This window comes from Ornithinimicrobium cryptoxanthini, from assembly GCF_023923205.1.
GTDB lineage: Bacteria > Actinomycetota > Actinomycetes > Actinomycetales > Dermatophilaceae > Ornithinicoccus > Ornithinicoccus cryptoxanthini.
Genome location: NZ_CP099490.1, coordinates 2,435,646 through 2,460,840, shown reverse-complemented (window position 1 = coordinate 2,460,840; position 25,195 = coordinate 2,435,646). Strand labels below are relative to the sequence as shown.

The 25,195-nt window shown below is 70.8% G+C and carries 27 protein-coding genes and 2 tRNA genes; 18 read left to right on the top strand and 11 right to left on the bottom strand.

Going from position 1 to position 25,195, the window contains the following annotated elements:
- The first annotated feature begins 24 nt into the window (after positions 1 to 24).
- From gltX to NF557_RS11385, 3 genes are all read left to right on the top strand, one after another.
- Entirely contained in the window at positions 25 to 1,464 is a 1,440-nt protein-coding gene (gene gltX, locus NF557_RS11395; protein WP_252624124.1) for a glutamate--tRNA ligase, read from the top strand.
- Positions 1,465 to 1,614: 150 nt separating this feature from the next.
- Positions 1,615 to 1,686, top strand: a tRNA-Gln gene (locus NF557_RS11390).
- Between the two features lie 98 nt (positions 1,687 to 1,784).
- Positions 1,785 to 1,857: transfer RNA gene (locus NF557_RS11385), tRNA-Glu, on the top strand.
- Positions 1,858 to 1,921: 64 nt separating this feature from the next.
- Here the strand turns inward: NF557_RS11385 and NF557_RS11380 are convergent.
- The 3 genes from NF557_RS11380 to cofC all read right to left on the bottom strand — a co-directional run bounded on the left by NF557_RS11380 (position 1,922) and on the right by cofC (position 3,547).
- Positions 1,922 to 2,515: an HU family DNA-binding protein gene (locus NF557_RS11380; protein ID WP_252619451.1), complete on the bottom strand. Its 594-nt coding sequence runs from the start codon at positions 2,513 to 2,515 to the stop codon at positions 1,922 to 1,924.
- Positions 2,516 to 2,605: 90 nt separating this feature from the next.
- Entirely contained in the window at positions 2,606 to 2,836 is a 231-nt protein-coding gene (locus NF557_RS11375; protein WP_252619449.1) for a hypothetical protein, read from the bottom strand.
- A gap of 30 nt (positions 2,837 to 2,866) precedes the next feature.
- Positions 2,867 to 3,547, bottom strand: a complete 681-nt coding sequence (gene cofC / locus NF557_RS11370) for a 2-phospho-L-lactate guanylyltransferase (RefSeq protein ID WP_252619447.1) — start codon at positions 3,545 to 3,547, stop codon at positions 2,867 to 2,869.
- Between the two features lie 63 nt (positions 3,548 to 3,610).
- Between cofC and NF557_RS11365 the strand changes: the two genes are divergently transcribed.
- The 3 genes from NF557_RS11365 (at position 3,611) to NF557_RS11355 (ending at position 6,538) form a co-directional block, all read left to right on the top strand.
- Positions 3,611 to 4,330, top strand: coding sequence for a lysophospholipid acyltransferase family protein (locus NF557_RS11365; protein ID WP_252619445.1), 720 nt, complete (start codon positions 3,611 to 3,613; stop codon positions 4,328 to 4,330).
- Complete coding sequence (locus NF557_RS11360) at positions 4,327 to 5,328, top strand: NAD(P)H-dependent glycerol-3-phosphate dehydrogenase (protein WP_252619443.1); 1,002 nt, start codon at positions 4,327 to 4,329, stop codon at positions 5,326 to 5,328. The genes NF557_RS11365 and NF557_RS11360 overlap by 4 nt, the downstream gene beginning before the upstream one ends.
- A 73-nt stretch (positions 5,329 to 5,401) precedes the next feature.
- Positions 5,402 to 6,538, top strand: a complete 1,137-nt coding sequence (locus NF557_RS11355) for a D-alanine--D-alanine ligase family protein (RefSeq protein WP_252619442.1) — start codon at positions 5,402 to 5,404, stop codon at positions 6,536 to 6,538.
- Between the two features lie 43 nt (positions 6,539 to 6,581).
- Here the strand turns inward: NF557_RS11355 and NF557_RS11350 are convergent, their stop codons facing one another.
- Together NF557_RS11350 and NF557_RS11345 are read right to left on the bottom strand one after the other, a co-directional pair.
- Positions 6,582 to 7,073 carry a DUF3515 family protein gene (locus NF557_RS11350; protein WP_252619440.1) on the bottom strand — a complete coding sequence of 164 codons (492 nt, stop codon included), beginning with the start codon at positions 7,071 to 7,073 and terminating at the stop codon, positions 6,582 to 6,584.
- A gap of 113 nt (positions 7,074 to 7,186) precedes the next feature.
- Positions 7,187 to 7,420, bottom strand: coding sequence for an Lrp/AsnC ligand binding domain-containing protein (locus tag NF557_RS11345; protein WP_252619438.1), 234 nt, complete (start codon positions 7,418 to 7,420; stop codon positions 7,187 to 7,189).
- Between the two features lie 92 nt (positions 7,421 to 7,512).
- On the opposite strand from NF557_RS11345, the gene thiL reads away from it, so the two are divergent.
- The gene (thiL, locus tag NF557_RS11340) at positions 7,513 to 8,523 is read left to right on the top strand and encodes a thiamine-phosphate kinase (RefSeq protein ID WP_252619436.1); all 1,011 of its coding nucleotides are present in this window, start codon (positions 7,513 to 7,515) and stop codon (positions 8,521 to 8,523) included.
- Positions 8,524 to 8,620: 97 nt separating this feature from the next.
- Here the strand turns inward: thiL and rpmB are convergent, their stop codons facing one another.
- The 4 genes from rpmB to NF557_RS11320 all read right to left on the bottom strand — a co-directional run bounded on the left by rpmB (position 8,621) and on the right by NF557_RS11320 (position 10,963).
- On the bottom strand, positions 8,621 to 8,818 hold the full coding sequence (rpmB, locus tag NF557_RS11335) for a 50S ribosomal protein L28 (protein ID WP_252619435.1): 198 nt from the start codon (positions 8,816 to 8,818) through the stop codon (positions 8,621 to 8,623).
- 195 nt (positions 8,819 to 9,013) lie between these two features.
- On the bottom strand, positions 9,014 to 9,841 hold the full coding sequence (gene surE / locus NF557_RS11330; RefSeq protein WP_252619433.1) for a 5'/3'-nucleotidase SurE: 828 nt from the start codon (positions 9,839 to 9,841) through the stop codon (positions 9,014 to 9,016).
- A complete protein-coding gene (locus NF557_RS11325; RefSeq protein ID WP_252619431.1) occupies positions 9,841 to 10,800 on the bottom strand; it encodes a 1-phosphofructokinase family hexose kinase in 960 nt (319 codons plus the stop codon). Before NF557_RS11325 ends, surE begins: the two co-directional genes overlap by 1 nt.
- Positions 10,778 to 10,963: a hypothetical protein gene (locus NF557_RS11320; protein WP_252619429.1), complete on the bottom strand. Its 186-nt coding sequence runs from the start codon at positions 10,961 to 10,963 to the stop codon at positions 10,778 to 10,780. Before NF557_RS11320 ends, NF557_RS11325 begins: the two co-directional genes overlap by 23 nt.
- A gap of 103 nt (positions 10,964 to 11,066) precedes the next feature.
- On the opposite strand from NF557_RS11320, the gene NF557_RS11315 reads away from it, so the two are divergent.
- From NF557_RS11315 to rsmD, 3 genes are read left to right on the top strand one after another with little or no spacing between them, the layout of a single operon-like run.
- Complete coding sequence (locus NF557_RS11315; protein ID WP_252619427.1) at positions 11,067 to 12,749, top strand: DAK2 domain-containing protein; 1,683 nt, start codon at positions 11,067 to 11,069, stop codon at positions 12,747 to 12,749.
- Positions 12,724 to 15,126 carry an ATP-dependent DNA helicase RecG gene (locus NF557_RS11310; RefSeq protein WP_425342971.1) on the top strand — a complete coding sequence of 801 codons (2,403 nt, stop codon included), beginning with the start codon at positions 12,724 to 12,726 and terminating at the stop codon, positions 15,124 to 15,126. Before NF557_RS11315 ends, NF557_RS11310 begins: the two co-directional genes overlap by 26 nt.
- Complete coding sequence (gene rsmD, locus NF557_RS11305) at positions 15,123 to 15,698, top strand: 16S rRNA (guanine(966)-N(2))-methyltransferase RsmD (protein ID WP_252619425.1); 576 nt, start codon at positions 15,123 to 15,125, stop codon at positions 15,696 to 15,698. Before NF557_RS11310 ends, rsmD begins: the two co-directional genes overlap by 4 nt.
- 44 nt (positions 15,699 to 15,742) lie before the next feature.
- On the opposite strand, the gene NF557_RS11300 is transcribed toward rsmD, so the two are convergent.
- Positions 15,743 to 16,420, bottom strand: a complete 678-nt coding sequence (locus tag NF557_RS11300) for an HAD family hydrolase (protein WP_252619424.1) — start codon at positions 16,418 to 16,420, stop codon at positions 15,743 to 15,745.
- 5 nt (positions 16,421 to 16,425) lie between these two features.
- Positions 16,426 to 16,905 (bottom strand): pantetheine-phosphate adenylyltransferase, encoded by a 480-nt coding sequence (gene coaD, locus NF557_RS11295; protein WP_252619423.1) that lies wholly within the window; start codon positions 16,903 to 16,905, stop codon positions 16,426 to 16,428.
- A 129-nt stretch (positions 16,906 to 17,034) separates the two neighbouring features.
- On the opposite strand from coaD, the gene NF557_RS11290 reads away from it, so the two are divergent.
- The 8 genes from NF557_RS11290 to NF557_RS11255 all read left to right on the top strand — a co-directional run bounded on the left by NF557_RS11290 (position 17,035) and on the right by NF557_RS11255 (position 25,193).
- Positions 17,035 to 17,616 (top strand): YceD family protein, encoded by a 582-nt coding sequence (locus tag NF557_RS11290; protein ID WP_252619422.1) that lies wholly within the window; start codon positions 17,035 to 17,037, stop codon positions 17,614 to 17,616.
- A 1-nt stretch (position 17,617) separates the two neighbouring features.
- The gene (gene rpmF / locus NF557_RS11285; protein WP_252619420.1) at positions 17,618 to 17,812 is read left to right on the top strand and encodes a 50S ribosomal protein L32; all 195 of its coding nucleotides are present in this window, start codon (positions 17,618 to 17,620) and stop codon (positions 17,810 to 17,812) included.
- 13 nt (positions 17,813 to 17,825) lie between these two features.
- Entirely contained in the window at positions 17,826 to 18,668 is an 843-nt protein-coding gene (gene rnc, locus NF557_RS11280; RefSeq protein ID WP_252619419.1) for a ribonuclease III, read from the top strand.
- 6 nt (positions 18,669 to 18,674) lie between these two features.
- The gene (gene mutM, locus NF557_RS11275; protein WP_252619418.1) at positions 18,675 to 19,592 is read left to right on the top strand and encodes a bifunctional DNA-formamidopyrimidine glycosylase/DNA-(apurinic or apyrimidinic site) lyase; all 918 of its coding nucleotides are present in this window, start codon (positions 18,675 to 18,677) and stop codon (positions 19,590 to 19,592) included.
- Between the two features lie 4 nt (positions 19,593 to 19,596).
- Positions 19,597 to 19,878, top strand: coding sequence for an acylphosphatase (locus NF557_RS11270; protein ID WP_252619417.1), 282 nt, complete (start codon positions 19,597 to 19,599; stop codon positions 19,876 to 19,878).
- Between the two features lie 104 nt (positions 19,879 to 19,982).
- Positions 19,983 to 23,558 carry a chromosome segregation protein SMC gene (gene smc / locus NF557_RS11265; protein ID WP_252619415.1) on the top strand — a complete coding sequence of 1,192 codons (3,576 nt, stop codon included), beginning with the start codon at positions 19,983 to 19,985 and terminating at the stop codon, positions 23,556 to 23,558.
- A gap of 152 nt (positions 23,559 to 23,710) precedes the next feature.
- Positions 23,711 to 23,923: a hypothetical protein gene (locus NF557_RS11260; RefSeq protein WP_252619413.1), complete on the top strand. Its 213-nt coding sequence runs from the start codon at positions 23,711 to 23,713 to the stop codon at positions 23,921 to 23,923.
- A 7-nt stretch (positions 23,924 to 23,930) separates the two neighbouring features.
- Positions 23,931 to 25,193, top strand: a complete 1,263-nt coding sequence (locus NF557_RS11255) for an MFS transporter (protein WP_252619411.1) — start codon at positions 23,931 to 23,933, stop codon at positions 25,191 to 25,193.
- The last annotated feature ends 2 nt before the right edge of the window (positions 25,194 to 25,195 follow it).

Genomic DNA, 25,195 nt, shown 5'->3' with positions numbered 1-25,195 from the left:
GACCCGCACGTCGGCACGGCCTACATGTCGATGTTTGACCTGGCCTTCGCCCGCCAGCAGGGTGGCCGCTTCATCCTGCGGATCGAGGACACCGACCGTGCCCGCTTCCAGGAGGACAGCGAGCAGCAGATCTTTGACACCTTGTCCTGGCTGGGGCTGGGTTGGGACGAGGGACCGGACAAGGGTGGCCCGTGCGCGCCCTACCGCCAGTCCGAGCGGCTTGAGACCTACCGTCCGTATGCCGACAGGCTGGTGTCCGACGGCCACGCCTACCTCTGCTGGTGCTCGGGTGAGCGTCTGGCCGCGATGCGCGAGCAGCAGCAGAAGCTCAAGCAGCCGACCGGCTACGACCGGCTCTGCTATGGCACGACCCGCGAGGAGCGCGCCGAGCTGCCGGGCTTCAGTGACACACCCGTGGTGCGGATGTTCATCCCTGACGACGCTCCGCTGACCTTCACCGACCTGGTCCGCGGCGAGGTCTCCGCTCCCCGGCCCGACGACCAGGTGATTGTCAAGGCTGACGGCTTTCCGACATACCACCTGGCTGTGGTGGTCGACGACCACGAGATGGGCATCACCCACGTGGTCCGTGGTGAGGAATGGATCTCCAGCACCCCCAAGCACGTGCTCCTCTATCAGTGGCTCGGGCTGCCCACCCCGCAGTTCGCGCACATGCCGCTGCTGCGGGACGAGAAGAAGGCCAAGATCTCCAAGCGCAAGAGCCCGTGGGCGCGCCTGACCTGGTTCAAGGAGGCGGGCTACCTGCCCGAGGCGCTGCTGAACTTCCTTGCGCTGTTGGGCTATCCACCGATCATCGAGGCGGACGGGACCGAGCGCGAGATCTTCACCTTCGAGGAGTTCAGCCGGGACTTCGACTGGTCCAAGGTCAACACCGTCGGGCCGGTCTTCAACCTGGACAAGCTCAACTGGCTCAACGGTCACTACCTGCGCCAGCTCGAGGCCGGCGAGGTCGCCAGCCGGCTGCTGCCCTATCTGCAGACCGCTGGCGTGCTCTCCGACCAGCCGAGCCTGCCCGAGCTGGGCCGCCTGAAGGAGATCGCTGCCCTGGTGCAGACCCGCATCACCACGCTGACCGACGCCGTGCCCCTGGTCGCGCCGTTTTACACGGCCGATGCCGAGCTGCCGATCGCCGATGACGCCCGTGGCCAGCTCAAGGAGGACGCCGGTGCGGTGCTCGAGGCCGCACTGGCGGCGCTGGAGCCGATCGACGGAACCATCCCCGACACGCTCGGCGCTCAGCCGGACTGGAACCACGAGCGGATCGAGCAGGCGCTGCGCGCGGCCCTCGTCGACGGGTTGGGCATCAAGCCGAAGTTCGCCTTCGGGCCGCTGCGCACCGCCGTGTCCGGCCAGCGGATCTCCCCTCCGCTGTTCGAGTCGATGGAGATCCTCGGCAAGACCTCGACGGTGGCCCGCCTGCGGCGCCTGCGCGACTCCCTGTGACCGACGGGTCCGGTGTCGACGGGGTCGGCGTCGTTGTCCGCAGCCGGCGTCCACCAGACCGATTTGGGAGTGGCGGGGCCGGCCGGTAGTATCGGTCCTCGGTTCACCGGTGCATGAGGTCTTCGGGCCACAGCCGCGGTGATACCCCATTGGGGTATGGTGTAATTGGCAACACTACGGTTTCTGGTACCGTCATTCTAGGTTCGAGTCCTGGTACCCCAGCTTGGTCAATGCCCCTGTGGCACAGTCCAATTCGGAAGTTCCACCGCTGTGCGGTAAACTTCCACCCGCTGTCGGGCTCGCCTGTCAGCATCAGCTAGGGCCCCGTTGTGTAGCGGCCTAGCACGTCGCCCTCTCAAGGCGGTAGCGCGGGTTCGAATCCCGTCGGGGCTACTCGTGGGAACGGCCCCTCACCCTTGCGGTGAGGGGCCGTTCTGCGTCTATGAGCCTGGGGCGGCTACTTCTTCTTGCCGGACTTCTTCTTCCCGCTCTTCTTCTTGTCGCTCTTCTTGTCGTCCGCCTTTGTGCCCGACTTTTTCGTGACGACCTTTTTGGACGTGTCCTTCTTGCTGGCCTTCACACCGTCTGCCTTCGCCGATGTGGCGGACTTAGACGACGTGCCCCTGGCCGTCCTGGTCTTGGCCGACTTGTCCTTGCTGCTGCTCTTGGCGGAGGTGCTCGAGCTGGCCCGGCTCTGGTGTGCGGCGGCCGTGGCTCGGCCAGTCGCGCTGCCCGCCGGGGCGCGACCACCGGCCATGCCCTCGGCAGGGAGCAGGTCCGGCTCGGCGACCATCGCCTTGAAGTGCGTCCCCGGGCGGAACCGCGGGGTGCTCGTCCCGGCGATCGGCACCAGGTCACCGGTGCGCGGGTTGCGGCCGGTCCGCGGAGCACGTTCGGCGCGCTCGAAAGTGCCGAAGCCGGTGATCCCCACGCTGCCTCCTGCTGCCACCTCACGGATCACCACGTCGACCACAGCCTCCACCGCAACTGTGGCCGCTCGTCGACCCCCCAACTGCGTGCTCAGGTGATTGATCAGGTCTGCCTTGTTCACCGGGCGCTCCGTTCCGTCACTGGACAAGAGGACCCGATTCACACTACGGGACAGGCGGATTCACGCAACCGCGAGCGATGGGGATCGTCGTTAGTGGATCGCCTCGTCAGCGCCGATGCCGACGATCCACAGACGGGTCACCTGGGAGTCCGGACCCTCCGGGTCGCTGGAGACCTCGATGCTCAACCGCTGCCCGACCCGCAGGTGCCGCAGGCCGCTGTGGCCAAAGACGTCGGCCTCGAACGGGACGACCTTGCCGGTGTCGAGGATGACGCTCCCAGCTGTGGTCGCCGGGTCGAACGTGTGCACCGTTGCCTGCATGGATCTCACCCTAGTGGGGCCAGTTCTGAGCTAGCTCTTCTCGATGGCGCTCGACGCAGCCCGCCGGTCCTGGTCCTGGGCCAGGAACGAGGTGGTGCGCGGCCCCAGGCCCAGAGCGGTCGCGGCGGCCAGCCCGGCACGATCGTCCACGTCCTGGCGCAGTCGCGGCAGGTCGGGGGTGAGCACGGTGGCCAGCTCGGCGTGCCGGTGCGCCGACCCTTCTCCAAAGTGCGGCTCGGGCAGCGCGCCGCGCGTCCCCGTCAACAGCACCGTGCCGGTGCCCATTAGGTCAGGCACGACGGCCCGGTCGTGACGGGCGCACTCCGCGAGCGCGGCCAGCAGGTCGCCGGGCCGCAGCGCGGGCAGGTCGCCGAGCAGCACGGCGACCCCGAGGTCGGCCGTGCCGGATCGCGGCGTCGCCCCCCGGACGGCTTCACCGATCCCCGCCTGCACCGCGGGGTTGAGCCCACCCCCAGGGTCAGCCACGACCACTGCTCCCATGGAGTCAGCCGCGTGTCGCACCACCTCGTCCGAGGTCACCGTGATGACGTCTCCAGGGGTGAGCGCACGGCATACGGACTCCAGGGTGTCCAGCGCCATGGCGCGGGCCAGTCCCGGGCGGGACAGCTGCGACGGCGTGACCAGGCGGGTCTTGGCCAGGTGCGCCTCCTTGACGGGCACGACCAGGCGCCAACGCAGAGAGGGGGTCACGAGAGTCAGTATGCCGATCGGCTGCACCAGGTGAGCAGGGCCCCGGGATGACAGGATGGGCGCGTGAAACCGCAGCCGCTCCGCACCAAGGCCCCGTTGCTCTATCGCGGGGTGATCGCCACGGTCCGCCCACTCCTGACCCGCGTGACCCGGCAGGACTGGAGCGGCGGTGAGCATCTGCCGCAGTCTGGTGGGTTCATCGTCGCCGGCAACCACATCTCTGAGATCGACCCCTTCATGGTGGCCCACTTCCTGGTCAACCACGGGCACGTCCCGAAGTTCCTGGCCAAGGCCGGCCTCTTCGACGTGCCCGCACTGGGCAAGGCGCTGCACATGCTGGGTCAGGTTCCGGTCCACCGGGGCACGCGCGACGCCTCGGCGGCACTGGGCGCGGCTGCCGAGGCGGTCGAGGGCGGCGACTGCGTCGTGATCATGCCGGAGGGAACGCTGAGCCGTGACCCCGGACTCTGGCCGATGAAGGCCAAGAACGGGGTGGGGCGGCTGGCGCTGATGACGGGGGCGCCGGTGATCCCGGTCGCGCAGTGGGGGGTCCAGCGGCTGCTCGCGCCCTATGCGCGCCGCCCCACCGGGCTGTTCTCGCGGCACGTGATGCACGTCAAGGCCGGCCCTGCCGTCGACCTCTCGGACCTGGCCGGACGCACGGACGCGCAGGCAGCCACCGAGGCCACGGACCGGGTCATGACCGCTCTCACCGGTCTGCTGGCCGACATCCGTGGCGAGGAACCGCCGGCCACCCCGTTCGTCTGGAAGAAGGACGCATGACCCGCGCCGCCGTCTTCGGAAGTGGCTCCTGGGGGACCGCGTTCGCCTCGGTGCTGGCCGATGCAGGCTGCTCCGTGGTGCTGCACGCGCGCCGGCGCGAGGTCGCCGACGCCATCAACGAGACCCACGTCAATGCCGGCTACCTGCCCGACCTGGTGCTGCCCGACAGCGTGAGCGCCACCCACGACCCGGCCTCGGCGGCCGACGGCGCCGACCTCGTGGTGCTCGCGATCCCGTCCCAGTCCCTGCGGGCCAACCTGGGTGAGTGGGGCGCGCACCTGCCCACCGGCGCCCCGGTGGTGTCGCTGATGAAGGGGATCGAGCTCGGCACCGGGCTGCGGATGAGCCAGGTGATCCAGGAGGCCGGGGGCGTTGAGGCCGATCGCGTCGTGGTCCTGTCCGGTCCCAACCTGTCCAAGGAGATCGCGGTCCGGCAACCGGCTGCGGCCGTGGTGGCCTGCAGCGCCATCCGCACGGCCGAGCAGGTGGCGCAGGCGTGCGCCACGGCATACTTCCGGCCCTACACCCAGACCGATGTGGTTGGGGCTGAGCTCGGTGGCGCGGTCAAGAACGTCATCGCGCTGGCGGTCGGCATGGCCGAGGGGATGGGCTATGGCGACAACACCAAGTCCACGATCATCACCCGTGGGCTGGCCGAGACCGCGCGGCTCGGGGCTGCCCTCGGCGCCGACCCCGCAACCCTGATGGGCCTGGCGGGCGTGGGCGACCTGATTGCCACCTGCATGTCCCCGCTGTCGCGCAACCACTCCTTCGGCGTCAACCTCGGGCGCGGGCTGTCGGTCGAGGAGGTCGTCGCGATCACCCTGCAGACGGCCGAGGGCGTGAAGTCGTGCGGTCCGATCGTCGAGCTGGCCGCAACGCACGGGGTCGACATGCCGATCTGTGCTGGGGTCACTGCGGTGGTCGAGAGTCGGATGGACGTGCGTCAGCTCGGTGACGAGCTGATGGCCCGCCCGCACAAGCACGAGCGTCACTGAGCGGACTTCCGAGGGCGGGAGGTGAGGCGTGGCGACGAGGGCGGGGCGGGCGCACCGGCTAGGCTCACCGGCGATGGAAGAACAGCCCGCACCCCAGTCCGAGTCCGGTCGCACTACCGTCGCCCTGGTCTTCGGCGGTCGCTCCGCCGAGCACGCCATCTCGTGCGCCACCGCGGCCAGCGTGCTGCGCGCGATCGACCGCGACCGCTATGACGTGGTGCCGATCGGCATCACCCGCGAGGGTCAGTGGGTGCAGGTTGCCGACGACCCGGCTGCGCTGGAGATCACCGCCGGGCGCCTGCCCGAGGTCCCCGACACCGGCAACACCGTGGTGCTGCCGCTGGGCACCGGGAGCAACACGGTCACGGTCACCCCGCCCGGCCAGGTCCCACAGGCCCTGGCCGAGGTCGACGTGGTCTTCCCCCTGCTGCATGGTCCGTTCGGCGAGGACGGCACGATCCAGGGGCTGCTGGAGCTGGCCGACATCAGGTATGTCGGCTGCGGCGTCCTCGCCTCCGCCGCAATGATGGACAAGCACATCATGAAGGTGCTGTTCGCCAATGCCGGCCTGCCCGTCGGTCCCTACACCGTGATCACCGACCTGCAGTGGCGGCGTGACAAGGCAGCTGCGCTGGACGCGGCCCACGCCCTGTCGTTCCCGGTCTTCGTCAAGCCGGCTCGGGCCGGGTCCTCCGTCGGCATCACCAAGGTCGCCGACCCGGCGGACCTCGAGGCGGCGGTGGAGACAGCGCGGGCGCACGACCCCAAGGTGGTCATCGAGGCCGGCATCGTCGGGCGCGAGCTGGAGTGCGGCGTCCTCGGCGGTCACGGCACCGATGGTCCGCGGGTCAGCGAGATCGGCGAGATCGTCGTCTCCGGGGCGCACCACTTCTATGACTTCGAGGCAAAATATCTCGACGAGGCCAACGTCGCCCTCTCCTGCCCGGCCGACGTGCCGGACACGGTCCGCGACGAGATCCAGCGCATCGCTGCCGTCGCGTTCGAGGCCGCCGGGTGCGAGGGCATCTCGCGGGTCGACTGCTTCCTCACCGAGTCGGGCGAGGTGCTCCTCAACGAGATCAACACGATGCCCGGCTTCACACCGTTCTCGATGTATCCCCAGGTCTGGGCCGCCTCCGGGGTCAGCTATCCCGAGCTCATCGATGAGCTGATCTCCCTGGCGCTCGAGCGTCGCACCGGCCTGCGCTGAGACATGGCCCGGGCTGGGCAAGGCTCCCGGCCGCGCGGCATACTCACGAACAGCGGTTGGGACCCTGCTCGATCGTCTCGGCAGCGGCGGCGAACGCCGGCAGCAACAGGGGCGCCGTCTCGTAGGCGTCGGGCACCAGCACCTCGATCGCGGGGCTGCGGCCGTAGGTGGTGAACACGTAGCCGTCATCGAGCTCGTCCATGATCCAGTCGACCCCGCCGATGTCCAGGCACGGCAACGTCGTCGGCCCGGGCGGCACGGCCCCGCAGCGGGCGATGATAGCGGGGTCGCCCCACGCCGCCACCGTCACCGACTCGACCGCGGTCTCGCGCCACTGTGCTGGGCCCACCTGGCTCGGCCAGCGTGCCCCGACGGCGTGGCAGGCCTCCGTCTCGGCACCCTCGAACGGCGCGACCTTGACCGCCGACGTGCAGGCGGCCAGGGGCAGCGCAACAGCAGCGAGGATGCCGAGGCGCGCGACGAGCGTGAACCTCGAGCCCCGACTCTTTGGCGTGCAACTGCATGGATCCTTCACGCTCGCGTCGACGTCTCGTGTGAACGATGCATGCAGTTGGACCAGCCGGATGAACGATGCACGCAGTCGAAACCGGCGAAGGTCTGGGGACGGGCGGGCCGTGGCGGGCGCGGTCAGAGGTGGACCACCGTGCACGTCGTGGTCCGGGTGATGTGCGGGACCTCCTGGATCCGCGAGATCACCACTCGCCCGAGCTCATCGACGCTGGCCGCCTCAACGCGGGCGATGACGTCGTAGGGGCCGGTCACGTCCTCGGCAGCGACGACCCCGGCGAGATCGCTGACCGTCTGCGAGACGATGCCGGACTTGCCGACCTCGGTCTGGATGAGGATGTATGCCTGGACCATGTCGCCTCCGGTGTCCGTGTGCGTGGGGGCTCCCACACTGAATTGGCCCTGACGCTACCGTGCAGGCACACGATGTGGGAGGAGGCCCGACGATGTCGGTGGCCGGCGAGGCAGGACCAGGCGATGCGGTGACGCTCGGGGAGCTGGGGGAGGCGGGGATCCTCGGCGACATCTTTGCTGCCCTGACCACCACCGAGCGGGTCCTGGTGGGGCCGGGGGACGACACCGCGCTGCTCGCGACGTCCGGACCGGTGCTGGCCACCACAGACGCAATGGTTCGGGGGCGGGACTGGCTCGACGAGTGGTCCTCGGCACGCGACGTGGGCGCCAAGGTGGTGGTGCAGAACCTCGCCGACCTGGCGGCAATGGGCGGGGTGGGCACGGGGTTGCTCGTCACGCTGATCGCGCCGGGCACGCTGCCGGCGCGGTGGGCCCGCGAGCTGACGGGCGGCATCGCGGAGGTCTCGGCGGCCACGGGCGTGCCGGTGATCGGTGGCGACCTCTCCTCCTCCGACGGCGCCGTAGCGGTGTCCGTGACGGCGCTGGGCGAGCTGCCAGGTGGTCGCGCGGTGCTGCGCTCGGGTGCCGCGCCGGGTGCGGACCTGGCCGTCTCGGGGTCTCTCGGGCGGTCGGCAGCCGGTCTGGAGGTGCTGCGGCGCAGCGACGCCGACTGGTGGCCACCGCAGGAGTATGCCGAGGTGGCAGCCGGGTGGGTGGCCTATCACTGTCGCCCTGACCCGGACCTGTCGCAGGGACCGCGGGCGGCAGACTCCGGTGCTCTGGCCATGCTCGACGTCTCGGATGGCCTGGTGCGTGACGCGGGGCGCATCGCCACCGCCAGCAGCGTGCGCGTCGACCTGGACGAGGAGGTGCTGGCCGGGTCGGCCGGGGTCTATGAGCCGGTGCTGGGTGCCCGCACGGCGCTGGACTGCGTGCTCTCCGGTGGTGAGGAGCACTCGTTGCTGGCCGCGTTTCCTGCCGGCGAGGCGCCGAGGGGATGGACAGTGGTGGGGACCATCGCCGAGACAGGGGCCGCTGGACCGGGGGTGTGGTGGCGCGGTGAGCGCGCGACGGGTGGCGGATGGGACCACTTCGGCGGCTGACCGCCGCTGCGAGGAGGGGTCCGCGTTGAGCATGACAAAGGCCGACCTCCACGAGGGAGTCCGGCCTGTCGGGTGCGGTCGCGGGGACCGCGTGGTGTCAGCGGGTGACGACCTTGCCGGCCTTGAGGCAGGAGGTGCACACGTTGACGCGCTTGGGGGTCACGCCCTTGGGGCCGACGAGGGCCCGGACGCGCTGGATGTTCGGGTTCCAACGACGCTTGGTGCGGCGGTGGGAGTGCGAGATGCTGTGACCGAAGCTCGGTCCCTTGCCGCAGACGTCGCAAGTGGCAGCCACGGTGTCTCCTGAGGTCGAATAGTGGATCGGTGGGCGCCCCGAGCAGCCGTGGGCGCGCAGGCGACCATCAACTCCGTCGGGGAACCGGCCTAGCGTAGCCGACGGCGAGGCAGGGCACCAAACCGCAACCTCGGCCGGCTGCCTCGGCCAGGCGCCCGGTGCGCCAACGGTCCCGTGTCGGTCCCGTCGCCACGGTCACCCCGTCCCGGTGGACATGGTCCGGCCCCGGCTGACGGCGACCTCGTGCTCCTCCCGATCGGCAGCGTCCGTGGTGAACTCCGGGGGTGCCGGGTCTGCCACGTCGTGCATCGGCGTGCGCAACAGTGACGAGGTGGCCCACCCGTGCATGAGCAGGTAGGCGTCCGTGTCGGGCTCGTGCTTGGCATCGAGCTCCTCATAGGCCAGGTGGACCCACCCCTCCCCGCGCTCCTTGACCGTCGCCTGCACGGCGCCGAAAGCGGCCAACCGCGCCTTGCGCAGCCCGCGCAGCTGATCCGGTGGGATGTCCGGCACGTTGATGTTGAGGACCCGGCCCTCGGGGGAGTGGCGCACTACCCAGTCCAGCGCCACTCGGCATACGTCCGTCACGGTGTCCCAGTGCTGTGGGTCTGCCGAGGCGACCGACGCGGCCAGTGCCGGGATGCCCTGGGTGGCCGCCGACAGGGCGGCGCCCACGGTGCCCGAGTGGAGCGTCGCGTGCCCCGTGTTGGCGCCCAGGTTGGCTCCGGACAGCACCAGGTCCGGCCGGTCGCCGAAGGCGGAGTAGCTCGCGGCAAAGACGATGAGCGCGGGCGCGGCCCGGACGCCGAAGGAGCGAACGCCTTCGGCCAGACCCGGTGGACGCCCGGTCGTCAGCTCCAGCCTGCCGTCGCTCTGGTGCCCGATGAGCGAGGCCGAGGCACCGGAGTACTCATGGGAGGGAGCCGCCACCACCACCTCGTGGCCCGCAGCGTGGGCCACGTTGGCCAGGACGGCCAGCCCAGGGGAGTCGATCCCGTCGTCGTTGGTCACCAGCACTCGCATCAGTCCAGCTCCTCGATCATGACCCGTGTCGCAAACCGCTCAATCTGGGCGCGTCCTCCCGTGCCCAGCCCGCGGCGGGTGACGTTGAGAGTGCCGGCGGCCGCCCCCAGTCGCACCGCCTCGAGCACCGGCATGCCGCGGCCGAGACCGACCGCGATCGCGGCGGTCATCGAGTCACCGGCCCCGCGGTGGTCCACTGTCGACAACGCGGGTGTGTGCACCAGCCAGGATCCTTCGGGGTCGACCACCAGCGTCGGTTCGTCCGCTCGCGAGACCACCATCGTCCCCACTCCCTGCGCGACGAGGTCCCGAGCCGCCCAGTGCAGGCTGTCCACTGTCTCCTCGTCGGCCAAGCCGGCGGCGATGACCTCGAGGTGACTCATCTTCAGCAGCGTCGGGCCTTGCGCCGCGACCTGCACCGCTGCCTCGGCGGAGAGGTCGGCCACCACCAGGGCCCCTCCGACGAGCAGGTCGTGCGTCAGGCGGGCAAAGAAGTCGGCACCCAGCACGTCGGCTGGTTGAGCACCGGTGATCACGCACACATCAGCCTCCGTGCCGGTCACCAGCGCGGCGCCGAAGAACTCGTCCGTCTCGTGCCGGCGCAGTGCCTGGGCCGGCATGCTCGCGACCTCCTTGCGCTCCCCGCTGCGGCGGTCGTGGACGCGGGCCGCGCTGCCCTCGGCATACTCGACGGCGGTGACGTCCAGCCCGTCCGTCTCGGCGAGCTGCCGCAGGATCGCGCCGGTCTCTCCGCCGAAGGGTCCGCACACGCTCACCCGCGCATCCAGGGACCTGGCCATCGACGCGACCCACAGACCCTGACCTCCCGGGTGCACGTGGATCTCAGCGTGAGATGGGCCTGCTTCGTCGGAGCCCGTGGCGTTCTCGATCTCCACCATCAGGACCGACGTGGGCGCGACGACGCAGACCCAGGGCTCACTCGCCTGTGGTGGACTCATCGTCAGGGCCTTCGGCGGGATCGCGCTCGTTCTCACCCGTCAGAGCGGGGTGTTGCGAGGTCAGCATCTCCGGGTCGGCGTCCGGGTCCTGCTCCGGGTCGTAGGGTTCAGTCGAGTCGGGTGCCTCGTCCGGCGTGTTCTTCTGTTGTCGGTGGCTGCTCATGCCTCCACCGTGGCACCGGCCCCTGACAGTCGCACGTGCAGAGCACTGTCCCATCCGGGCGCTACTGTGCCTGTGCACCCGAGACCCGAGGCAGGAGAGGCACGTGAGCAGCCCAGCAGAGGTCCCACTGGACCTGGTTGCCGCCCGTCGCTGGGCGTTGACGGCCAGGGCGGGCCTGGCGGAGGCGCGCGAGCAGATCGATGCGCTCAACGTCTTCCCGGTGCCCGACGGTGACACGGGCACCAACATGTTCCTGACCTTCGACGGTGCCCTCGACGTCCTGCGCGGCCACCAGGGCATCGACGGGGCGCCGATCGACCTGACCGAGGGGCTCGCACTGCTCGCACGCGGCATGCTGCTGTCTGCGCGCGGCAACTCTGGCGTGATCCTGAGCCAGCTGGCCCGGGGACTGCACGAGGCCGCCCAGGAGGCGCAGTCGCCGATCGAGGAGATCAGCCCGGAACTGCTCGCGGACGCCTTCGTCCGGGCGGACCACTTCGCCTGGGCCGGGGTCTCCTCACCTATCGAGGGCACCATCCTGTCGGTGTCCCGGGCGGCGGCCACAGCAGCCCGGGTGGCGCTGGAGGGCGGCCCGGGAGATGAGCCGGCGTCCACCGCCGCCGAGGTCAGTGCGGCCGCCGTTGCGGCCGCCCGCACGGCGCTCGAGCGCACGCCGAGCCAGCTGCCTGCCCTCGCGCGGGCAGGAGTGGTGGATGCCGGCGGTGCCGGGCTGGTCATCGTGCTCGAGTCACTGCAGCGCGTGCTCACGGACGGTCGGATCGGGGACGACGTGGCCGACGCCCCGTGGTTGCGCTCCGGCGCCGTCGTCACGGCGATCGACTGCGACGACGACGGCGAGGGCGCCTACGAGGTGATGTTCTTGCTGAGCGAGTCAGACGTGGTGAGGTCGGCCCACCTGCGAGCCCACCTGGAGCAGATCGGCCACTCGGTCCTGGTGGTCGGCGGTCCGGACACCTGGCGGGTCCACGTGCACTGTGACGAACCCCAGGTCGCGATCGAGGCCGGCACCATGGCAGGCCACGTCGACCAGATCCGCACCGAGGAGCTCGTCCGCACCGTCGCGCGGGCCACCTCCCGCTCCGAGGTGCCCCGGGCGGCTGTCGGCGTCGTCGCCTGCGCGGGGGGCGACGGCCTCCTCACCCTCTTCGAGCAGACCGGGGCGACCGTGGTGCGGTCAGCCCCGGGAGCCCGGGCCTCGACGGGACAGCTGCTCAACGCCATCTGGGCCGCGCACGCCGAGGCAGTCATCGTGCTGCCCAACGACGGGGACACCCTGATGGCCGCCCAGGCGGCCGCCAGCGCCGCCCGGGAGGAGGGGCTGGTCGTGGAGGTCGTGACCAGCCGCGCCGCGGTCCAGGGCGTGTCCGCGCTCGCGGTCCTCGATCCGGACGCCTCGTTCGGCGACGCCCTCGAGGCGATGCGCGAGGCGGCGGAGGGCACGCTGCACGCCGAGCTGACGGTGGCCTCGCGCGACGCCCAGACCGGAGCCGGGCCCGTCGCAGTGGGGCAATGGCTCGGCCTGCTGGACGGGCAGATCGTCATCGTGGACGACGAGCCCACGCGGGCTGCCACCAGGCTCCTGGCGCGCCTGGTCACCGACCACACCGAGCTGCTCACCCTCGTCGCCGGCGCAGACGTGGACGACGAGCGGCGCGACGACATGGAGCAGGCCGTGTCGGCGATCGAGGCGGCTCACTCCGATCTTGAGGTGGTCTGGCTCGACGGTGGACAACCTGCCTATGCGTGGCTGTTGGGGGCAGAGTGATGCTGGGTCGTCAGGGGGTGAGCGGGTGACGACGCTGGACACCACGCTGCGCACGATCATCGCCAGGGCCGCCACCAACCTGGCCAAGCGCGAGATCATCACCGTCCGGGACCTGCTGGAGTTCTGGCCGCGGCGCTATCTCGACCCCACCCGACCCACCGACTTCTCGTCCCTGCAGATCGGGGAGTATGTCGTGGTCCTGGCCTTCGTGAAGACCGCCGTCACCCGCAAGATGAAGACGCGGCGCGGCAGCATGCTGATCGCCACGATCGAGGACGGCGACGGGCACGAGCTGGAGCTGACCTTCTTCTCCGCCTGGGGCCACCAGGACGCGCTCGTCCCCGGCCGGCTGGTGCTCGCAGCGGGGACCATCAGCTACTACGAGGACTCGCGCGGCGGGCGGATGCAGCTGACCCACCCGGAATACGAGGCGGTCAAACGGGGAGGCCACACCCCCGGCGCCTTCGACGAAGGTCCGATCCCGGTCTATGCGCCGGTGCCCGGGATGAACTCGATGAAGGTCGCCCGGGCGGTCGACCTGGTCCTGCACGCGCTGGAGCCGGTGCCTGACCCGATCCCGGTCGGCGTCAGGGCCAAGCATGGACTGCCTCCGCTGGACCGGGCTTATGCGATGCTCCACCAGCCCCGCAGCGTCCAGGACGAGCGCAAGGGCCGGTGGCGGATGAAGTTCCAGGAGGCCTTCGTGCTCCAGGCCGCCCTGGCCCGGCTGCGCCACTCCTCCAACGCGGTCCCGGCCGTCCCTCGCACACCGGTGACGGGGGGAGTGGCTGAGCAGTTCCGGGAGCGGCTGCCCTTCCAGCTCACGGACGGCCAGGAGCAGGTGCTGACCGAGATCAGGCAGGACCTCCAGCGCACGGTGCCGATGAACCGGCTCCTGCAGGGCGAGGTGGGGTCCGGCAAGACCGTCGTCGCGCTGCTGGCCATGCTCACCGTGATCGACGCGGGAGGACAGGCCGCGCTGCTGGCTCCCACGGAGGTCCTCGCCGCCCAGCACCAGCGCTCGATCACCGCACTGCTCGGGCCGCTAGCAGAGGCGGGCCTTCTTGGAGGGGCCGCAGACGGGACCAGGATCGCCTTCCTCACCGGCAGCCAGTCGGCCGCGGAGCGGCGGGCCAACCTGCTGATGGCGGCCAGTGGTGAGGCCGGCATCGTGGTGGGCACGCACGCCCTGATCCAGGACCACGTTCAGTTCGCCGAGCTGGGACTGGTCGTCGTGGACGAGCAGCACCGCTTCGGGGTGGAGCAGCGGGACGCCCTCCGCACCAAGGCCGACGGCCACACGCCCCACACCCTCGTGATGACCGCGACCCCGATCCCGCGCACCGTGGCGATGACCGTCTTCGGCGACATGGAGACCTCCACCCTCAGCGAGGTGCCGAGCGGGCGCCAGCCGATCACTACGCACGTGGTCCGCGGTCACCAGCCCAACTGGGTGGAGCGCACGTGGTCGCGGGTCGCCGAGGAGGTTTCTCGCGGCGGGCAGGTGTATGTCGTGTGTCCCCGCATCGGTCAACCGGACGACCCCGATCTGCCCGAAGGCACCACCATCGGTCCGGGTGGGCCGATCATGCGGCGGCAGGAGGGGGGCGGGCCGGCCCCTGGGACGTCCACGGGCGACACGACCTCCACAAGCGCGTCTCCGAGGAGCACGTTTCCGAGCAGCACGCCCGGTGGCGATGACCTCTTCGACGACGAGACGCTGACCTGGGAGGCTGACGCGGACGAGGAGGAGAAGTCCGGTCGGGCCGAGCTGCACGGGGTGCTCCAGGTGCAGCGCGCCCTGCGGGAGCTGCCGGCGACGGCTGACCTGCGCATCGGCATACTCCACGGTCGTCAGTCGCCCGAGGAGAAGGATGCCGTGATGCAGTCCTTCAGCTCGGGAGAGATCGACGTGCTGGTCGCCACCACCGTCATCGAGGTCGGCGTGGACGTGCCCAACGCGACGCAGATGGTGGTGATCGACGCCGACCGCTTCGGCATCTCCCAGCTCCATCAGCTGCGCGGTCGCATCGGTCGTGGCAGCAAGCCCGGGCTGTGCCTGCTGATGTGCCAGTCGGCCGAGAGCCTGTCACTGGAGCGGCTCGACGCGGTGGCGGCCACGACTGACGGGTTCCAGCTGGCGCGGCTCGACCTGGCCCAGCGCCGCGAGGGTGACGTGCTGGGGGCCTCGCAGTCCGGTCGGCGCAGTGGCATCCGGCTGTTGCGGCTCAGCCGGGACGAGGACCTCATCGTGACCGCGCACGAGGACGCGTGGCAGATCGTGGGGCAGGACCCGGACCTGGAGGGGCACCCCGAGCTGCGGGCCGAGCTGGACCGGATGGACGCCGAGCGGGCAGCGTTCCTGGAGCGCGGGTGACCCGCCTGATCGCCGGGCGTCTGGGCGGTCGGCGGCTGCGTGCGCCCAAGGGTGCTGGGACGCGCCCGACGACCGACCGCGTCCGGGAGGCGTTGTTCTCCCGGGTCGAGAGCCTGATGGACCTGACCGACACTCGGGTGCTCGACCTCTATGCCGGGTCCGGCGCGCTCGCGTTCGAGGCCCTGAGCCGCGGCGCGACCCGCGCGGTCCTGGTCGAGTCGGACCGACGCGCGACCGCGCTCATCACCGCCAATGCTGACGAGCTCGGCGTGGGCTCGCAGACGACGGTCCGCGGCGACCTGGTCGAGCGAGCCCTGGAGCGCGGCCCGGCCGGCGAGGAGTTTGATTTGGTCCTGATCGACCCGCCCTATCCGCTGGGCGAGCCTGAGATTGCACGCGTCCTGGCCGGGCTGGTCGACCACGGCTGGCTCGCCCCGGATGCCCTCGTGGTGCTGGAACGCTCCGCGCGGTCACCCGACCCGGCCTGGCCCGAGGGACTGGTGAGCCTGGAGTCGCGCACCTACGGCGAGACGACGGTCCACCTGGCCGAGCCGAGCTCCGACTCCGCGTGAGCGCCGGCTGCTGCGTGACTGGGGCTCGTCGCGACAGCCCGAGCTCAGGGACCGACGAGGCGGAGCACCGACTCCAGGCCGTGGACCGGGCCGTCGGTGCGCGGGAGCAGCAGCGTGCGGATGCCGAGGGCCGCAGCCCCGGAGTCATCCCGCCAGCTGTCACCCACCATGAGCGTCTGGGCGGCCTCGACCTCGAGCAGGTCGAGGGCGTAGGTGAAGATCCCGGCATCCGGCTTCACGCTGCCGACCTCATAGGACAGCACGAGCGCGTCGACCACGATGTGGTTGCGCTCGATGACGGGGCGCAGGTCGAAGCCGACGTTGGAGACGATCGCCGTGCGCACCCCGCGTGCCCGCAGTTCGTCCAGCACGGGCACCGTGTCGTCGAAGGAGTCCCAGCGGTCTGGCATCCCGAGATACAGCGCCTCGGCCAGGTCCCGATCGACTCCCGGGCAGCCGGCCACGGTCTCCAGGAAGACCGCCCGGTGCTGCTCCGGGCTCTCGTCACGGGCGCTCGCGGGGTCGATCACGGACGCGTGCTCCCAGATCCGGTCGAGGAAGTCGCTCAGATCCGCCGCCGCATCGTCGCCGAGCGCTCCCACCGGGTCGTCCCCTCGGCCCGCCCGCCTCCACCCGTCCTGCAGCCAGCCGGAGGCGTCGCCCCCACAGACCAGCGTCTGGTGGAAGTCGAACAGGACCGCGGTGATGGGCGGGGGCGCCATCGACCTCACCGGGAGCGCCGGGCCTCGAGGGCCTCGCGCACGTGCTCGGGGACGAGGCCGGTGACGTCCCCGCCATACGTCGCGACCTCGGTGACCAGAGAGCTGGACACGTGCTCGAGGGCCGGGTCGCCGGGCAGGAAGACGGTCTCGATGCCGGTCAGGTGCCGGTTCATCAGCGCCATCGGCAGCTCATAGGCGAAGTCGGTGCCACCGCGCAGCCCCTTGACGATCGCCCGGGCCTCCAGCTGGCGGGCGATGTCGACCAGCAGCTGCCCGCCAAAGGCCTCCACTCGCACGGGCAGCCCCTCCGGGATCGCCTCGGTGATGAACTCGATCCGCTGCTCGACCGGGAAGCGGCCCGTCTTGGCCGGGTTGTGGAGCACGCCGACCACCACCTCGTCATACAGCTCGGCGGCGCGGGTGATGATGTCCAGGTGGCCGTTGGTGACTGGGTCGTAGGATCCGGGGCACAGGCAGCGACTCATGGAGCCAACCTACTGGGCAGGCGCTGCTGGGCTGCCGATTTGTTGGGCCACGGGCCCCTCGGCTAATCTTGTGCGTCGGTCTGTGTCCCGTCTGGGCCAGATCGATCCACACGACACACGAGGGACGACATGGCAACGCAGGACGCCGCGAGCCCCTGGGTTTTTGACACCCGGGAGCTCGTCCGCCGGGCGGGCGCCATGAAGGAGACCTCGCGGGTCGTGACGGCTCCGGACCGGCTCGGCACGGACGTCATCGCGATCAAGGCCGGGGACCCGGTCGAGGTTGATCTGCGCATGGAGTCCGTGATGGAGGGTGTCCTGGCCACTGGATCGGTCCGGGCGACGGCGACCGGCGAGTGCGTGCGGTGCCTGGACGACGTGGACAAGCGTGTCGACGTCACCTTCCAGGAACTGTTCGCATACTCCGATCGCGCTGCCCACCACCAGCAGGTGGCGGGCGACGAGGACGAGGACGACGTGCACAAGCTCGAGGGTGACCTGATGGACCTCGAGGAGATGATCCGGGACGCAGTGGTGACCGCCCTGCCGTTCCAACCGGTGTGCCGGGACGACTGTCCAGGACTGTGCTCTGAGTGTGGAGCTCGCCTGGCTGACGATCCGGACCACCACCATGACGTGATTGACCCACGGTGGTCGGCACTGGCCGACCTGGCCCACCCGGGCACCGACGACGAGAAGAAGAGGAACTGACGTGGCTGTCCCGAAGCGGAAGATGTCCCGCTCCAACACCCGTTCCCGCCGCGCCAACTGGAAGGCTACGCCGGTTGCTGTGAGCACGTGCCCGCAGTGCAAGGAGCTCAAGCAGCCGCACATGGCCTGCCCCTCCTGCGGCACCTACGCGGGTCGTCACTACGACGCCGCAGAGCGCACCGAGCACCAGGGCTGAGTCGCCCGTCGGTATGACGTCGGGCTCAGGATCTGGCGCGGGCACCAGCCCCGCGACCCCCGAGCAGCGTCCCCTCGCTGATCTGCAGGACTACCTCACCGAGGTGGTCGGGCAGCCCTGCGACGAGGCGCTGCTTCGGCGCGCCATGACGCACCGGTCCTACGCCTACGAGAACGGCAACCTGCCCCACAACGAGCGTCTCGAGTTCCTGGGCGACTCCGTGCTGGGCCTGGTCGTCACCGACACGCTCTATCGCCGTCACCCCGACCTGCCCGAGGGCCAGCTGGCCAAGCTGCGGGCCGCGGTGGTGAACTCCCGCGCCCTCGCGGAGGTCGCCCAGACCATCGGTTTGGGCGACTTCGTGCTGCTAGGGCGCGGTGAGGAGTCCACCGGCGGACGACACAAGGCCTCGATCCTGGCGGACACCACCGAGGCCGTCATCGGCTGCATCTATATCTCCGTCGGGCTGCCGGCCGCTGACACCTTCGTGCACCACCTGCTCGACCCGATGATGGAGCAGAGCGCCACGCTGGGCGCCGCCCTGGACTGGAAGACGAGCCTGCAGGAGCTGGCCTCCACCGACGCGCCGGTCAGCCCGACCTATCAGATCGTCGAGGAGGGCCCGGACCACGACAAGGTGTTCACGGCCACCGCGGTCGTGGAGGAGGAGGTCCTCGGCACCGGCGTCGGCCGCAGCAAGAAGGCCGCCGAGCAGAAGGCTGCCGAGGCCGCCTGGACCCTGCTGACCGAGCGCGCGACCGCTCGAGAGGACGCCGAGACAGCGGCCAACGCGACCGCCAACGCGACCGCCGGCGTGCCCGGCGCCGACGTCGCCGCCCACCCCGCCAGCGACTGAGCGGCTGTGCCCGAGCTCCCCGAGGTCGAGGTCGTCCGCCGCGGTCTGGCGGACCATGTCGTGGGACGCCGCATCGAGACCGCGACGTTGACCGGCGCTCGGGTCGCCCGCCGCCACGTGGCGGGGCCTGCTGACCTCTCCGAGCGGCTCACCGGCGCCGAGGTCCGGGTCGCAGACCGGCGTGGCAAATATCTCTGGCTGGTCGTCCAGGCCCCCGGCGACGACCCGCACGCACTGGTCGTCCACCTCGGCATGAGCGGGCAGCTGCTGGTGGAGCCCCCCGACGCTCCCCGCGAGAAGCACCTGCACGCGAGTTTCGACTTCGCCGATGACGGACCGCAGCTGCGCTTTGTCGACCAGCGCACCTTCGGCGGGTTGGCGCTGACCGAGCTCGTCCCTGACCCGTATGCCGGGAGTCACCACAGCCACGGCGTCCCCGTGCCCGTGGGGCACATCGCACCGGACCCGCTCGAGCCGGCCTATGACCAGGGTGCGGTGGTCCGCTCCCTGAAGCGTCGGCATACGGCCATCAAACGGGCGCTCCTCGACCAGGGGGTGGTCAGCGGCATCGGCAACATCTATGCCGACGAGGCGCTGTGGCGCGCCGGGGTGCACGGGCTGCGCGAGACCTCGGCGCTGACCAAGCCCACGCTCGCGCGGGTGCTCGACCACGCGAGGGACGTGATGACCGAGGCGCTGGGCCAGGGCGGCACGAGCTTTGACGCGCTCTATGTCAACGTCAACGGCGCGAGCGGCTACTTCGACCGGTCCCTGAACGCCTATGGGCGGCAGGGGCAGCCGTGCGACCGTTGCGGAACGCTGATCCGGCGCGAGACGTTCATGAACCGGTCCTCGCACTACTGTCCGCGCTGCCAGCCGCGACCGAGGATGAGGCACGTCCACGTCGTCGAAGCCAAGGAGTGAGCCGGTGGTCAGGGCAGTGGTGTTCGTGCGCGGTCGGGTGCAGGGCGTCGGGTTCCGGTGGTGGACCAGGGCGCGGGCGCTGGAGCTGGGCCTGGTGGGGCACGCGCGCAACCTGCCGGACGGGCGGGTCGAGGTGAACGCCCAGGGTCCCGATGATGCGGTGCGCGCCCTCATCGACCTGCTCGGTGAGGAGACCTCGCTGCGCAGCCGGCCGGGGCACGTCTTGGGGATCACGGTGCAGTGGCACGAGCCGGTGGACTCACTCACCGGCTTCCGCGAGCGGTAGTCAGCGCGGGCTGAGCACGAACTGGGTCACCCAGGGTCCGCAGATCCTGGCGGGTGCGCGGGTAGGGTGACCGGGAGTCTCATCGCCACAGGAGCCGCCACAGCGTGTATGTCAAGAGCCTGACCCTCAAGGGGTTCAAGTCGTTCGCCTCCGCGACCAAGCTGCGCCTGGAGCCGGGCATCACCTGCATCGTCGGACCCAACGGCTCCGGCAAGTCCAACGTGGTCGACGCCCTGGCCTGGGTGATGGGCGAGCAGGGGGCCAAGAGCCTGCGCGGTGGCAAGATGGAGGACGTCATCTTTGCCGGCACCTCGGGGCGCCCGCCGCTGGGACGGGCCGAGGTGACGATGACGATCGACAACACCGACGGTGCGCTGCCGATCGACTACAGCGAGGTGACGATCTCGCGGACCATGTTCCGCAATGGCGGGTCGGACTACGCCATCAACGGCACCTCGTGCCGGCTGCTCGACATCCAGGAGCTGCTCTCCGACTCCGGCATCGGGCGCGAGATGCACGTCATTGTCGGTCAGGGCCAGCTCGACGCCGTGCTGCGGGCCACGCCCGAGGAGCGGCGCGGCTTCATCGAGGAGGCGGCCGGGGTCCTCAAGCACCGCAAGCGCAAGGAGAAGGCGCTGCGCAAGCTGGAGACGATGGAGGGCAACCTCACCCGCCTCGGCGACCTGACCAGCGAGATCCGTCGTCAGCTCGGCCCGTTGGGGCGCCAGGCCGAGACCGCGCGCCGGGCCGCGACGATCCAGGCCGACGTGCGCGACGCCCGGCTGCGCATCCTGGCCGACGACCTGGTCCAGCTGACCACCACCCTGGAGCAGGAGCTCGCCGACGAGACCGCCATGATCAACCGCCGCACCGCCGCGCAGCAGTCGCTGACGGCGGCGCAGTCGGCAGTGGCCGCGCTGGAGGCCGAGGCCGCGGAGGCCGCTCCGGCGCTCAACGCCGCGCAGGACCAGTTCTATGCGCTGTCGGCGCTGGTCGAGCGCACCTCAGCCACGGCAGACCTGGCCCGCGAGCGCGTGCGCCTGCTGGCCAGCGAGAGTGAGGAAGAGGCCGTCGGCGGGTCCGGTGAAGGTCGCGACCCCGACAAGCTCCGCTCCCAGGCCGCGGCCCTGCGCGAGCAGGAGCAGCAGCTGGAGCAGGAGGTCGCCAGCGTCGGCGAGGCGCTGCACTCTGCCGAGCAGGCCCGGCGCGACGCCGAGTCGGCCCACCAGGAGGAGCAGCAGCGTTTGATTCGGCTCGCCCGTGCGGCCGCCGACCGGCGCGAGGGCCTGGCCCGACTGTCGGGCAAGGTCGCCGCCGCCCGCAGCCGACAGGAGGCGGGGGAGGCCGAGATCGGCCGGTTGCGGCAGGCGCTGGAGGCGATCGCCAGCCGGGCCGCGACCGCAGAGCAGGAGTTCGCGGCACTGGAGGGGCGCGTCCTCGACGTCGAGGAGGGCGAGGAGGGTCTGGACCACGACTTTGAGAAGGCCGAGGCGGCCCGCGTCGCCGCGGCCGAGCAGGTCGAGCAGCTCACCGAGGCGGTGCGCTCGACCGAGTCCGAGAAGGCCAGCCTCACCGCCAGGTGCGAGGCCCTCGAGCTGAGCCTGCGCCGCAAGGATGGCGTCGCCGCCCTGCTCGCGGCCCCTGAGGGCCGCGGGGTCGTGGGCACCGTGACGGACCTGGTCAGCGTGCGCGCGGGCTATGAGTCGGCCATCGCCGCCGCCCTCGGGTGGGCCGGTGACGGTCTGGTCATGGAGACCCTTGAGCACGCGCGCGGGGCGCTGGCCTCGTTGCGCGACAACGACGAGGGGCGGGCCGCTCTGCTCGTGCCACAGACCGCCCGCGCCGACGATCGCAGCTCCTGGCCGACACTGCCGAGCGGTGCTGTGTGGGCGCGCGACGTGGTCACGGTGGGCGAATCCGCCGCTCCGGCGGTCGAGTCGCTGCTGCACCGGGTCGCGGTCGTCGACGGCGACGGGGCCGCCGCGGACCTGGTGGCCAGCCACGAGGTCACCGCCGTGACCACCGACGGTGATGTGTATGCCGCGGGCTGGGTCCGCGGAGGCAGCACGGCCGCGCCGAGCCTGCTGGAGGTCCAGAGCGCCCTCGATGAGGCCAAGGAAGCACTGCAGGCGGCGACCGCCCGCGGTGAGCAGGCCACCTTCCAGCTGTCCACCGCCCGGGAGCAACTGTCCGGGCACGCCCAGATCGCCCAGCGGGCGATGGACCAGCTGCACGAGTCCGACGCCAGGATGGCTGCCGTCGCGGAGAAGCTGGGCCAGCTGGGCGCCGCCGTGCGTGCCGCCCGGTCCGAGCACGAGCGGACCACTGCCTCGATCGCTTCCGCCGAGGAGGCCCTCGAGAGCGGCCGGGTGGAGCTGGTAGCGCTGGCCCAGCGACTCTCGGACGCCGAGGCCGAGCCGGGTGAGGCGGAGCCGAGCACCCAGGAACGGGACCGGCTCGCGGCTGCCGCGGCCGCCGCCCGCACCAGGGAGACCGAGGTCCGGCTGCAGCTGCGCACCCAGGAGGAGCGCGCCCGCGCACTGCAGGGACGCGCGGAGTCCCTGGAAGCTGCCGCTCGCAACGAGATCGCCGCCCGGGAGCGGGCGGCAGCGCGTCGCGAACGCCGGGCCCACGCCGCCCGGGTCGCGACTGCCGTCGCCGAGGGCTCGGCATACCTGCTGGGCGAGGTCCAGACCCTCGTCGCACGTGCCGCCACCGTGCGCGACGAGGCCCGCGCCCAGGCCGTGGAACGCGACGCCCGGCTCAGCGAGGCGCGTGGTCGGACGGCCACGCTGGGCGATGAGCTGCGCGACCTGACCGACTCGGTGCACCGAGATGAGGTGGCCCGGGCCGAGCAGCGGCTGCGGATCGAGGCGCTGCAGACCCGCGCCGTGGAGGAGCTCGGCATCGACCCCGAGGCCCTGGTCGAGGAGTTCGGTCCCCACCAGCTGATCCCCGCGATCCCCGGACCTGACGACGACCCCGACGACCTCCCCGAACCCAAGGCCTTCGTGCGCGAGGAGCAGGACAAGCGGCTCCGCTCCGCCGAGCGCAAGCTCTCCGCGCTGGGCAAGGTCAACCCGCTGGCGCTGGAGGAGTTTGCTGCGCTGGAGGAGCGGCACAAGTTCCTCACCGAGCAGGTGGAGGACCTGCGGCGGTCCAAGCAGGACCTGCTCGACATCATCAAGGACGTCGACGAGCGGGTCGAGCGCGTCTTTGCCGAGGCGTTCGAGGACACGGCCGAGCAGTTCGCCGGCGTCTTCTCACGGCTGTTCCCCGGCGGCGAGGGTCGGCTGACGCTGACGAACCCCGACGACATGCTCACGACCGGCATCGAGGTCGAGGCGCGGCCACCCGGCAAGAAGATCAAACGGCTGTCGCTGCTCTCCGGTGGCGAGCGGTCGCTGACAGCCGTAGCCCTGCTGGTCTCGATCTTCAAGGCCCGACCCAGCCCGTTCTACATCATGGACGAGGTCGAGGCGGCACTGGACGACACCAACCTGGGGCGCCTGATCACCCTCTTTGAGGAGCTGCGCGACTCCAGCCAGCTGATCGTGATCACCCACCAGAAGCGCACCATGGAGGTTGCCGACGCGCTCTATGGCGTGGCGATGAAGGGCGATGGTGTCACCACCGTGGTCTCGCAACGGCTGCGCGACGTGCAACCGCAGCCTGCCTGAGGCCGACTGGCTCCTCGCCGGCGTGGTCCGGACGCTGATCTTGTGCCCGCCTGACCGGCGTGCGCGTGAGAGTCCTCACGTTCTTGCAAAGAATCGGCGTCTGCACGGCATGGTGATTTGTCGATGCGGGTGCCACGTTGCACAGTTGAGACATGATCGTGATCGTGTTGACCATGCTGGTATGCGTGGCGCTGGGGGGACTCGTCGTCGGTTATGTGGCGGTGGAGGCTCGGCGTGACGGTCGAGAGATCTTCACGCCCGAGGGGGAGGAGATCCTGGCCGGCGCCAAGCGCCGTGGTGAGGACCTTCGAGCACAGGGGCTGCAGCTGGGCCGCAAGTCGGCTCAGACCATCGGCCGTCGCTGACCCTGGGTTGATCAGTCCCGCCGAGCAACGGCGGGTTGTCCTAGCGCTTTGCGTCACCCAGCTGACCGGCTGGGGCATCCTCTACTACGCCTATCCCGTGATGCTGGCTGCCGTCGCGGCCGACACCGGGTGGTCGACCAGCACCGCCTTCGGCGCGTTCTCCGTCGGGCTGCTGGCCTCTGCCGTCGCGGCTCCGCGGGTCGGCCGGCTCCTGGACCGGGTCGGGCCCCGCGCGGTGATGGGGTGGGGGTCTGTGCTGGGAGCCGTCTCGCTCCTCGGCGTTGCGGCCGCACCCAACCTGTTCTGGTTCGTCATGGCGTGGGCAGTGGTCGGTCTTGCCCAGGCGGCCGTCCTCTATGCGCCAGCCTTTGCGGCACTGACCCGCTGGTGCGGCTCGTCGCGGGTGGCGGCGATCACCACGGTCACGCTCGCCGGAGGGTTGGCCGGCACCGTCTTCGCACCGCTCACGGCACTCCTGCTGAGGCACCTGAGCTGGCAGGGGACGACCGTGGCCCTGGCCGTCATCCTCGCGGTGGTCACGATCCCGCTGCACGCACTGGCGCTCACGCCGGCCTGGCCGGGGGCGGCGAGATCGCCTGGTCAGGTGACGCACGACGCGGCGGGTGAGGATGACCGGACGGTGGAGAAGGCCGCTGAGTCCGACCGTGCCTATGTCCGCCGCACGAGCCACAGCCGCCCCTTCGCCTTCCTGCTGGCCATGCTGGGGCTGACCGGGTTCGGGCTCTTCGGCGCCACGCTCAACCTGATCCCGTTCCTGACCGAACGGGGCATGGGCCACGAGACGGCCGCCGTCATCTTTGGGCTGGTGGGCGTCGGTCAGCTCTTCGGGCGGTTTGGCTATCCAGCGCTCTCGGGCCGGCTCGACGCGCCTGCGCGAGCAGCCCTGGTCCTGGGGTTCGGGGCGGTGATGGTGCTGGTGCTGGCCGTCTTCGACGCACCACTGATGCTCGTGGTGGCTGCCTCGGTCGGGGCAGGAGTGGCGCGCGGGATCTATACGTTGTTGCAGGCCACGAGCGTCAGTGACCGGTGGGGCACCAGGAGCTTTGGCGCCCTCAACGGGATCGCGACGGTGCCGGCCACGGTGGCGATGGTCGCCGCGCCGGCCGGTGCTGCCTTCCTGGCGGAGCTGGTCGGGAGCTACACCACGGCCTTCTATCTGCTCGCCGCGCTCACGGTGGTCGGGGCGGCGTTGGCGCTGGGCAGCGGGGTGCGGCCCCGCGGTGGCCAGACCCTCACCGTCCGTCTGTGAGA

Bases quoted from the DNA above. Each gene is read 5' to 3' on its own strand.
- coaD (WP_252619423.1), bottom strand. From the start codon at position 16,905: ATGAGTCGCTGCCTGTGCCCCGGATCCTACGACCCAGTCACCAACGGC.
- NF557_RS11345 (WP_252619438.1), bottom strand. From the start codon at position 7,420: ATGGTCCAGGCATACATCCTCATCCAGACCGAGGTCGGCAAGTCCGGC.
- NF557_RS11360 (WP_252619443.1), top strand. From the start codon at position 4,327: ATGACCCGCGCCGCCGTCTTCGGAAGTGGCTCCTGGGGGACCGCGTTC.
- NF557_RS11320 (WP_252619429.1), bottom strand. From the start codon at position 10,963: ATGAGCAGCCACCGACAACAGAAGAACACGCCGGACGAGGCACCCGAC.
- NF557_RS11355 (WP_252619442.1), top strand. From the start codon at position 5,402: ATGGAAGAACAGCCCGCACCCCAGTCCGAGTCCGGTCGCACTACCGTC.
- surE (WP_252619433.1), bottom strand. From the start codon at position 9,841: ATGCGAGTGCTGGTGACCAACGACGACGGGATCGACTCCCCTGGGCTG.
- NF557_RS11325 (WP_252619431.1), bottom strand. From the start codon at position 10,800: ATGAGTCCACCACAGGCGAGTGAGCCCTGGGTCTGCGTCGTCGCGCCC.
- gltX (WP_252624124.1), top strand. From the start codon at position 25: ATGTCGATGTTTGACCTGGCCTTCGCCCGCCAGCAGGGTGGCCGCTTC.
- NF557_RS11310 (WP_425342971.1), top strand. From the start codon at position 12,724: ATGCGTGGCTGTTGGGGGCAGAGTGATGCTGGGTCGTCAGGGGGTGAG.
- NF557_RS11375 (WP_252619449.1), bottom strand. From the start codon at position 2,836: ATGCAGGCAACGGTGCACACGTTCGACCCGGCGACCACAGCTGGGAGC.
- NF557_RS11300 (WP_252619424.1), bottom strand. From the start codon at position 16,420: ATGGCGCCCCCGCCCATCACCGCGGTCCTGTTCGACTTCCACCAGACG.
- NF557_RS11260 (WP_252619413.1), top strand. From the start codon at position 23,711: ATGATCGTGATCGTGTTGACCATGCTGGTATGCGTGGCGCTGGGGGGA.
- NF557_RS11290 (WP_252619422.1), top strand. From the start codon at position 17,035: ATGGCAACGCAGGACGCCGCGAGCCCCTGGGTTTTTGACACCCGGGAG.
- thiL (WP_252619436.1), top strand. From the start codon at position 7,513: ATGTCGGTGGCCGGCGAGGCAGGACCAGGCGATGCGGTGACGCTCGGG.
- rnc (WP_252619419.1), top strand. From the start codon at position 17,826: ATGACGTCGGGCTCAGGATCTGGCGCGGGCACCAGCCCCGCGACCCCC.